The organism is Bradyrhizobium sp. 139, assembly GCF_023074175.1.
Classification (GTDB): Bacteria; Pseudomonadota; Alphaproteobacteria; order Rhizobiales; family Xanthobacteraceae; genus Bradyrhizobium.
Window position 1 is genome coordinate 111,851 of sequence record NZ_JADPKS010000038.1, and the last position, 7,767, is coordinate 119,617.

General features: G+C 59.2%; 10 protein-coding genes and 2 pseudogenes. 7 read left to right on the forward strand and 5 right to left on the reverse strand.

Annotation, left to right across the window (positions count from 1 at the left end):
* Nucleotides 1–257 precede the first annotated feature (257 nt).
* The 4 genes from IVA80_RS10770 (at nt 258) to IVA80_RS10785 (ending at nt 2,201) form a co-directional block, all read left to right on the forward strand.
* A complete protein-coding gene (locus tag IVA80_RS10770) occupies nt 258–437 on the forward strand; it encodes a hypothetical protein (RefSeq protein WP_247428941.1) in 180 nt (59 codons plus the stop codon).
* 246 nt (nt 438–683) lie between these two features.
* A complete protein-coding gene (locus IVA80_RS10775; RefSeq protein WP_247428943.1) occupies nt 684–1,391 on the forward strand; it encodes an NAD(P)H-binding protein in 708 nt (235 codons plus the stop codon).
* Between the two features lie 246 nt (nt 1,392–1,637).
* Nucleotides 1,638–1,943, forward strand: coding sequence for a redoxin domain-containing protein (locus tag IVA80_RS10780; RefSeq protein ID WP_247428945.1), 306 nt, complete (start codon nt 1,638–1,640; stop codon nt 1,941–1,943).
* 15 nt (nt 1,944–1,958) lie between these two features.
* Nucleotides 1,959–2,201, forward strand: a complete 243-nt coding sequence (locus IVA80_RS10785; protein ID WP_247428947.1) for a hypothetical protein — start codon at nt 1,959–1,961, stop codon at nt 2,199–2,201.
* Nucleotides 2,202–2,317: 116 nt separating this feature from the next.
* On the opposite strand, the gene IVA80_RS10790 is transcribed toward IVA80_RS10785, so the two are convergent.
* Together IVA80_RS10790 and IVA80_RS10795 are read right to left on the reverse strand one after the other, a co-directional pair.
* Nucleotides 2,318–2,881: a sigma-70 family RNA polymerase sigma factor gene (locus IVA80_RS10790; protein WP_247428949.1), complete on the reverse strand. Its 564-nt coding sequence runs from the start codon at nt 2,879–2,881 to the stop codon at nt 2,318–2,320.
* Between the two features lie 276 nt (nt 2,882–3,157).
* Nucleotides 3,158–3,757, reverse strand: coding sequence for a TetR/AcrR family transcriptional regulator (locus tag IVA80_RS10795; protein WP_247428952.1), 600 nt, complete (start codon nt 3,755–3,757; stop codon nt 3,158–3,160).
* A 196-nt stretch (nt 3,758–3,953) separates the two neighbouring features.
* Between IVA80_RS10795 and IVA80_RS10800 the strand changes: the two genes are divergently transcribed.
* Both IVA80_RS10800 and IVA80_RS10805 read left to right on the forward strand, forming a co-directional pair.
* Nucleotides 3,954–4,892, forward strand: coding sequence for an alpha/beta fold hydrolase (locus IVA80_RS10800; protein WP_247428955.1), 939 nt, complete (start codon nt 3,954–3,956; stop codon nt 4,890–4,892).
* Complete coding sequence (locus IVA80_RS10805; protein ID WP_247428975.1) at nt 4,855–5,286, forward strand: hypothetical protein; 432 nt, start codon at nt 4,855–4,857, stop codon at nt 5,284–5,286. The genes IVA80_RS10800 and IVA80_RS10805 overlap by 38 nt, the downstream gene beginning before the upstream one ends.
* Nucleotides 5,287–5,291: 5 nt before the next feature.
* Here IVA80_RS10805 and IVA80_RS10810 read toward each other — a convergent pair.
* The 3 genes and pseudogenes from IVA80_RS10810 to IVA80_RS10820 all read right to left on the reverse strand — a co-directional run.
* Nucleotides 5,292–5,369 (reverse strand): annotated as a pseudogene (locus IVA80_RS10810) (DUF1993 family protein); the annotation flags it as partial.
* 71 nt (nt 5,370–5,440) lie between these two features.
* A pseudogene (locus IVA80_RS10815) lies at nt 5,441–5,806 on the reverse strand (DUF1993 domain-containing protein); the annotation flags it as partial.
* A gap of 12 nt (nt 5,807–5,818) precedes the next feature.
* The gene (locus IVA80_RS10820; protein ID WP_256467359.1) at nt 5,819–6,322 is read right to left on the reverse strand and encodes a gamma-glutamylcyclotransferase; all 504 of its coding nucleotides are present in this window, start codon (nt 6,320–6,322) and stop codon (nt 5,819–5,821) included.
* A gap of 322 nt (nt 6,323–6,644) precedes the next feature.
* On the opposite strand from IVA80_RS10820, the gene IVA80_RS10825 reads away from it, so the two are divergent.
* On the forward strand, nt 6,645–7,592 hold the full coding sequence (locus IVA80_RS10825) for a DMT family transporter (protein WP_247428957.1): 948 nt from the start codon (nt 6,645–6,647) through the stop codon (nt 7,590–7,592).
* Nucleotides 7,593–7,767 lie beyond the last annotated feature (175 nt).

Genomic DNA, 7,767 nt, shown 5'->3' on the forward strand with positions numbered 1-7,767 from the left:
TGGACTGCCGCACAGGCGATCAAGGATTTACCTCGTCTTGGCTCCCAAGGAACTCCGGGGTTTGGCGGTCGTCCGGAATAGCCCACGCGTTCCTAACCATTGCATCGTTCGGAGTAGCTATTTTGGTGCAACTGATATACAATACATGCTGAGGGCAGCTTTCGTGCGCCCATTGGCCGCTGCGGGTCACGGACTTCCCCGAGGAGGTTCGCGCCGCTCTTGGCAAAGCGTTCTCGCCTGAAGGTCGCGAAGCGTCGTTGCAGAACCTTGATTTCCTGAACGGCTTTCTTCTCTCGCAACGGGCCTTTACCGAAACGGAACGCGCCTATTACACGAAGCCTTTCCTGGTGCCCGGTGAAGATCGCCGCGCGATGATGTCGTTTGAATTTCCCGTCGACGGGCAGCCGCCACACACGGCCAAGATCGTCGATGATTAGGCTCGTTGGCTCGCGCAGAACGGCACACCCAAGCTCTACATACGAGCCGACCCCGGCTACATCGGCACCGGGCGCCTACATGCGTTTTCGAGCGCCTGGCCGAACCAGAAGCAACTGACCGTCAAGGGCGGCCACTTCCTTCAGGAGACAAGCCCGAAGGAAGTCGGCGAGGCCATTGCGGCCTTTGTCGCCGAAATTCGCGGCATCGCACGCCCTTAATTCAGCAACGCTACAAAGGACACGACCATGGGAAAAATTCTTGTGACAGGCGCCAGCGGCCATCTCGGACGTAAAACGCTAGACCATCTGCTCAAGCGCTTGCCCGCGACCCAACTCGCCGGCCTTGCGCGCGATCCGGCCAAGGCCCAGGATCTCGCCGGCAAGGGCATCGACATTCGCAAGGGCGATTATTTCGAATACGATTCGCTGCTGAAGGCCTTTGAGGGCGTCGACAAAGTGATGCTCATTGCAACGCATGGCTTCACCGATCGCAACACGCAACATTACAATGTCATCACCGCCGCGCGACAGGCTGGCGTCAAGCACGTCGCCTATACGTCGATCGTGCGCAAGGAGGGGTCCGATTTCGTTCTGCCCGAGGGTACGGAGACCGATATCTTCGGTGAGCAGACCCTGAAGGCATCCGGCCTGACCTATACTCTTGTACGCCATCCACCTTTCATGGAGGTCCTTCAATTCTTCATCGGCGAAAAGGCCTATGAGGCTGGCGTGAGGGTCCCGGCGGGCAGCGGTAAGGCGGCTCCAGCCACGCGCGACGACCTTGCGGAAGCACAGGCGGTCATCCTCTCGGCAGAAGGCCACGAAAACAAGACCTACACCCTCGGCTTCAGCGAACTTGCGTCCTCCGAGGACATTGCAAGCGCGCTTTCCGAAATTCACGGGAAGAAAGTCCCCTACGTCACGATCAGCGAGCAGCAATACATCGACAACTAGGTGGCGAAACGACTGCCGGCACCCGTTGCCGGCTTCGCCGTTGGCTGGGTTCGCGGAGTAAACTGCGGTGAATTCGATCAATCAGGTGACCTCGAGCGCTTGCTCGGCCGCAAGTCGACTTCGATCCGAGACTATCTGAAGGACAATTACCCCGTCGTTATCCCCGAGATTGAGGCCATCAAGATGCCGAAAGAGTCGGCCGCTTGAGAGGACGCTCCTAACACTAATCGCTCAAGAGAGTAGAATATGACGACCAAATTGACCGCCGGGCAGAGGTTTCAACCCATCGGGCTAAAGAACATTCATGGTTCGAAAGTGCCGGTACCGGACTTCGGCGAAAAATGGGTGCATCTGCAATTGAGGAGATTTGCGGGGTGCCCGGTTTGTAATCTCCATTTGCAGGAGTTTGTCCGCCGCCACGCGGAGATCGCGAAAGCGGGGATACGGGAAGTCGTCGTGTTTCACTCGGCTCCCAGTGAATTGATACCGTATCAGGGGCGCTTTCCGTTCGACGTGGTAGGCGACCCCGAAAAGAAGCTCTATCGCCGCTAAGGCGTTGAGACTTCGATGTGGGCGATCTTGAATCCGGGAGCTTGGCTGGCCTCGATAAAGGGAAACCTGGCCAAGGATAAGCCTTCGCTCGGAGGAATGCCGAACGGAGGTCTCCTTGGACTTCCGGCGGACTTCCTGATCGCACCCGATGGAACGATCGAAGCCGTCCACTACGGCAAGCATGCCTATGACCAATGGTCCATCGACGACATGCTCCATCGGACCGCGGCGGCGCGTGTCGCGAGTGAGGCCGCGTAAGCAATGCCTCGCGTTGCGCCTCGTAGAGAACTCGCTAGCGTGACATTCCAATTCTTGGAATGCGCCTTCCAGCGAAAGGCACGCGTGACGCGGCGTTCGGAGGATATGATCGCTGATCAATCCTCGTAAGCGCTCGTACGATAGAGCGCTGCGAGCGCTCTTAAAGCACGATGCAGGCTCACCCGAACCGCTCCTTCGGACATACGTAAACGAGCGGCCGTGTCACGGATGCTGTGCCCGTTGATCGAGATGGACTGGACGATCTCGCGTTGCGAGCGTTTGAGCTGTCCGAGCAACCCTTCGATCGCGCCGGTCGAGATGTCGTTCTTCGGCTCCTCGGCCGCGAGGACGTTGGTTACTTCTTCGATCGGCACGTTCATGCGTCGCCCGCGGCGCCGGAACGCGTCAATCACTTTGTTCCGGATGATGGCATGGATCCAGGGCCCGACCGGGCGCGACTGATCCCATGTACCGCGCTTGAGATGAATCGCCAGCAATACCTCCTGCACCACGTCCTCCGCTTCCTCGTCGGCGGCGGCCATGCTGGCGTTCCGCTTTCGTGCCACGGCGCGGATATAGGGCGTCACCGATAGGAGGAGTTGGCGATAAGCCTCGGCATCGCCCGCCAACGCCGACCGCATCAGCTTTGTCCATTCGGCATCCTGGGACGCTGCGTTCATTCAACCTCTCTACGAGAGGGCGTCCCTCGCAGCCGGCCTTCCCACACGATGGCGCAACGCGCTCTGCTTCTCTCGCCCAAGCTTTTCGGCCGGACGAGAACCGATCGCGTCCGATTCTAGATCACTTGCTATAATAAAGGTGAATAGCCGGGCTGCGCAATCCGTGGCCGCCGCCGGGGACTGCAAGCAGGCATTGGACGAAGCCGCGGGCCTATTTGGGTCTAGCGCACCGATAAAGCGTTCAGACCTGAAATCGCTGGTTGCCGCGATGGAGAACTATCGCGGGCTGGTCGTGTCATCGAGCAAACCCAGGACGGGGCGCAGCAAGCCCTCCAGAAGGGCACGCTCGGGGCGCACGCGGGCGAGCACGCGGATGCCGAGAAGGATTCCAAGCAAGGACTTCGCCAGATCCGACGCGGAATGCGCACGTGTTACGACACCGTCTTTTTGGCCCCTGGTTACGCAGCGCAGGAAGAAGGCCTCGACCTCGTCCAAAAAGACGGCAACGATACTAAGGAATCCCGGATCGAAGGGGGCGCTTTCGATCGCCGAATTTACCAACATGCATCCGCGACGTTGCTTGTCGCTGAGCGATCGCTTGATGATTTCCTTCAGAAAAGCCTCAATCGCCTCCCGCGGCGGCATGGTCGGTTCAATGCGACGGATGCGTTCTCGAAACGTCTGATCCAGGTATCGGTTCAGCGCTTTGGCATACAAGCCGCGCTTGTCTCCGAAGGCGTTGTAAAGGCTTGCGCCGGCGATCTGCATTTCGTCGGCCAGGTCGCGGACAGACGTCGCCTCATAGCCGCGCAACCAAAAACGGTCGATCGCTGCATCGAGAACGGCGGCTTCATCGAATTCCCGCGGCCTTGCCATCTACCGTCTATTCTCCTCGCTACGGCGATCCGGTGAGCATCTTCTCTTAGCATCGGGTGGCTGACGTTGACAATGACAGCGGCCGACCAGCCTCGGCAATTTAAGCGGGCCTGCTAGCTAATTTGGAGCGACCGCTCTATAATATGAGCTCTCAAAGATCAAAACGGCCTCCCGCGCCCGCTCAAAGGAGCATCTTGTGACCACCTCCGCTGGAAATCTGCTGCCAGACGCGGTTCGCGCGCAATGGCCGTATACCCCGCGCTTTGCGACCGTAAATGGCTGGCGGATGCATTATGTGGACGAAGGGCAAGGGGATCCCGTTGTCCTTTTACATGGCAATCCGACATGGGGCTTTCTCTATCGCGACATGATCGGACCATTGGTCAGCTCGGGGCGGCGTGTGATCGTTCCCGACATGATCGGCTTCGGGCTGTCAGAGAAGCCGACCAGGGAACACGCGCATTCGCTTGACGGGCATGCTGCCAATCTCACCGCGCTCATGCGGCAGCTCGACCTTACCGGGATCACGCTCGTATGCCACGATTGGGGTGGTCCGACCAGACTGTCGTTCGCGATGAGCAATCAAGACCGCATTCGAGCCCTGACCATCATGAGCACATGGGCCTGGCCGCTTCCGCCCGCCGAATTCCACACGCTTATTTTTCCATGGCGCATGATGCATGCCCCTCTTGTAGGCCCTTACCTCTTGGGCAAGCATCGCGCACTGGCGGGACGCGGCGTCTATCTTTCCGTGGTAGATCGCCAGAAATTCGCGCATACGGCGCAGGCCGCGTATGAAGCGGCCCTGCCCGATGCGATGTCGCGCCTTCTAACCTGGGTCTGGCCCCGATGGATCCCGCTGGATGAGAACGCGCGGGCGTTGGAGCGCTTTCAGTGGCTCGAGCGGGAGTTATCGCAATCGAAGCTGCCAACCCTGATTATCTGGGGCCGCGAGGACGAGGTCTTCGACGCAGCCACATTTTCCAAGCGGTTCAAGCAGATTCTGCCGCACGCGGAGGGGCCTCTCCTGGTAACAGGGCGTCACTTCCTCCAGGAAGACTCTGGTCCTGAAATTGCAGAATTGATCCGCCACTTTCTTGATCGTCTCGACACAAAGGAAAATCGCAAGGGTTGACGTCAGCATTGTCGAGAAACCGGATTTGCGCGGAAAACGCCTCTCATTTGGGTTGGCCGAAGATCGCGTCGGACACTATCCGGAATTTCGCGAGTTCTTCATCCGGTCATTCGATCTGGATCAAAAGGGCTTGACGGAGCCGGGCTTTCTTCGCGCTCCTTCCGGGCTTACCTACGCCCTGATATTTCTTGGACGCAGCGGCGAAGCTTTCCCCTCCGGCCTCGAGGTCCATGCCGTCGTGGATGCACTCGAGCCGATTGCCGAAGAAACATTGGATCGGGACCTATGGGCAATCCTCCGGTGGATGATCGGCGGTGTCGGCGATCCGTGGACGGTCGAGGACTTTGACCGAACCGGACAGCTATACCGCGTGCCGGCAGCGCCCCCGGCCTAAAGACGTCAGGAGGACTCAAGTGGGCCCAGATAGTCACGCTTTCCGACCTCGACGCCGCAATGGCGCAGAATGTCGTGCGCGGTCGCGACGTGGAAAAGAAGTTGGGAAGCATGAAGGTCGCGACATAGCTTACGCCGTCCAGCACGCCTGAGGCTGTTCGAAACTTCAACTCGATCGTCCGCCCTGCACTGTCGTCAAAGCGCTCTTCCGGCACGGACTTCAGAAAGTCGACCGTTTTCGAAATGCGGGACCGAAGTTCGTCAAAATTCGCCTCGGTATCGGGCCAGCTTGGTATTTCCATTCCCGTCAGCCGTCCCATGCCGCCCTTGCAGGTGTCGCTGGCGCGCTGAATTTGTCCCGCGAAGGACAGCATGTCCGGAAATAAGCGTGCCTGCATCAAAACCGCGGCGTCGATTTTCCGGGCCTTGGCAAAGATTTCGGCCGCGTCGACATAGCGCTCCAGAGAGCCTAAGCCGCGCAGGAGCGGGACAACGGCAATGCCGTGCATCGTGAGTTGCATGCTGTTAGGACCTCATAGCGGGATTGGAAGAAATGGCGTACTGGGCCCGGCGCAAGCCGCTGGATCACCGCACAAGCGAACGAGGCGTTCCACAAGAGCGTCTTTTATGCCGTGCTCGGAGAGGCTGGCGCTCGTTCGCAGGAGATACTCCAGGTTGGTGCCTAGAAATCCTGACGCATTGACGATCATGCGGGCGCTCTCCGCCTCCGACAGGCCGGTCACATAGTTGGCGGCGCGCTTGTTTGCGACAAAAGCAAGCACCCGAATGTCGCCTTCGACGCATTTGGCGCGAAGCCACCTCGCGGCATACGATCCGACCGCCATCTCGCGTGGCCATAGCAGGGATATCTCCTCGGCGACCGCTCCGGACGGCAACCGGAAAGCCATTCCCGCGGCCGTTCCACCGCTGTCCAGAGCAAGCATCAAGCCTGGCTTCTCAACCGAGCCGCGCCACGATCGAGCGTAGGCAAAAGGAACGTCGATAGCCGAAAACGCGCGCGACGCGTCGCTCGGCAAATGGGAAGATTGGATTCCAGATCAGCGACCCGTAGGCGAATATCCATACGTCGCCTTTCGCAAGCCGCATCGTCGCTTCCAACGATGATTGCAGATCAGCCTCCGACGGCGCGATACCCGAGATTTTCTCGGGTCAGCCTGGCCGGCTGAGGCTCATCTCGTTCGTCGGGCAATTGGCTTCGCCGTGAAGTGCAACGAACCTGCATAGTAGGGAGGGTTAATCGCAATGGTAGCGCGCCATTCTGAATAACGTTTATCTCCGTTTGGAATAGCTGACGGCTCAAACCAGCATTGCATCTTCGCTTGATTGATTTTAGATCACATGATCTACAATAAAGTGATGAGTTCGCATTCCTTGTTTGAGCGAGAAGCGGCACTGGCGGATAAACGCCGGATCGCACGTGGGGTCGTGTGGGCGGGGCTTGCGGTCGCCATCCTTTCAGGATGGTTTGTCGTCACCCGCCTCGGCTTGCGCCACGAAATGCGCATTTGGGACGTCGTTGCACTACGCTTTGGCGAAGGAGCACTGATCCTCACACCGGTGTGGCTGTTCGGGCCGGCGCGACTGCCAGCGCGCGCTTGGCTGCAAGGCGTTCTGCTTGCGGTGCTTTGGGGCGCTCCCTTTATCCTTCTGGTCGCCATTGGCCTCCAACTCACTACCGCGACGCTGACATCGACCGTGACGCCAACGTTGATGCCGGTATTTGCCGGGTTTATCGCCTGGGCCTTGATTGGAGAGACGCCGTCGGTCCGGCGTCTGGGCGGTTACGCCTTGATCGTATGCGGCCTGCTTGCCCTCGTTTATGGATATGTGGATCGCACCGGCCCGGTCGATGCCGTTGGAGCCATCGCGCTCGTCGCAGCCGCCGTTTTGTGGGCACTTTATACGCTACGCCTTCGGCGAACATCGCTGACGCCGCTCCAGGCGGCGGCGCTGATCTGCTTTTGGTCGGCCGCGATCTATCTTCCCGTCTACTTTGCCCTCGGCCTCTCAAATCTCGCGAAGGCGCCTGCCGGCGAGTTGGCGTTTCAATCGCTCTATCAGGGCATCATGATGAGCGTCGTTGCCATCTATGCTTTCAACCGCGCCGTAGCCTCGTTGGGGGCTCGTGCGGCTTCCGCCATCATTGCGCTTGTTCCCGTCACCTCGACCGCCTTGGCCGTTCCCGTCCTCGATGAATGGCCTCCATTGATATCCGCCGTCGCCATCTGTGTGATCGCGCTTGGCGTGATCTTCGCCGCAGTCAGAGCTATGCAGGAAAGTGGGTGATGACGGAATGAGATAGGCGGCGTATCGAGGCGGGTGTCGAGCCTGCCAGAACCTCTCAAGGAGAGCGATACGCCATGAACGAGACTAGCAACATTGTCCCGCTTCGTCAGCCCGACGAGATCGATGATCCACTGACCAATATCCTGCGAGCTGGTGCGCGGCAGCTTCTGGCGCA

Bases quoted from the DNA above. Each gene is read 5' to 3' on its own strand.
- IVA80_RS10775 (WP_247428943.1), top strand. From the start codon at position 684: ATGGGAAAAATTCTTGTGACAGGCGCCAGCGGCCATCTCGGACGTAAA.
- IVA80_RS10780 (WP_247428945.1), top strand. From the start codon at position 1,638: ATGACGACCAAATTGACCGCCGGGCAGAGGTTTCAACCCATCGGGCTA.
- IVA80_RS10785 (WP_247428947.1), top strand. From the start codon at position 1,959: ATGTGGGCGATCTTGAATCCGGGAGCTTGGCTGGCCTCGATAAAGGGA.
- IVA80_RS10790 (WP_247428949.1), bottom strand. From the start codon at position 2,881: ATGAACGCAGCGTCCCAGGATGCCGAATGGACAAAGCTGATGCGGTCG.
- IVA80_RS10795 (WP_247428952.1), bottom strand. From the start codon at position 3,757: ATGGCAAGGCCGCGGGAATTCGATGAAGCCGCCGTTCTCGATGCAGCG.
- IVA80_RS10825 (WP_247428957.1), top strand. From the start codon at position 6,645: ATGATCTACAATAAAGTGATGAGTTCGCATTCCTTGTTTGAGCGAGAA.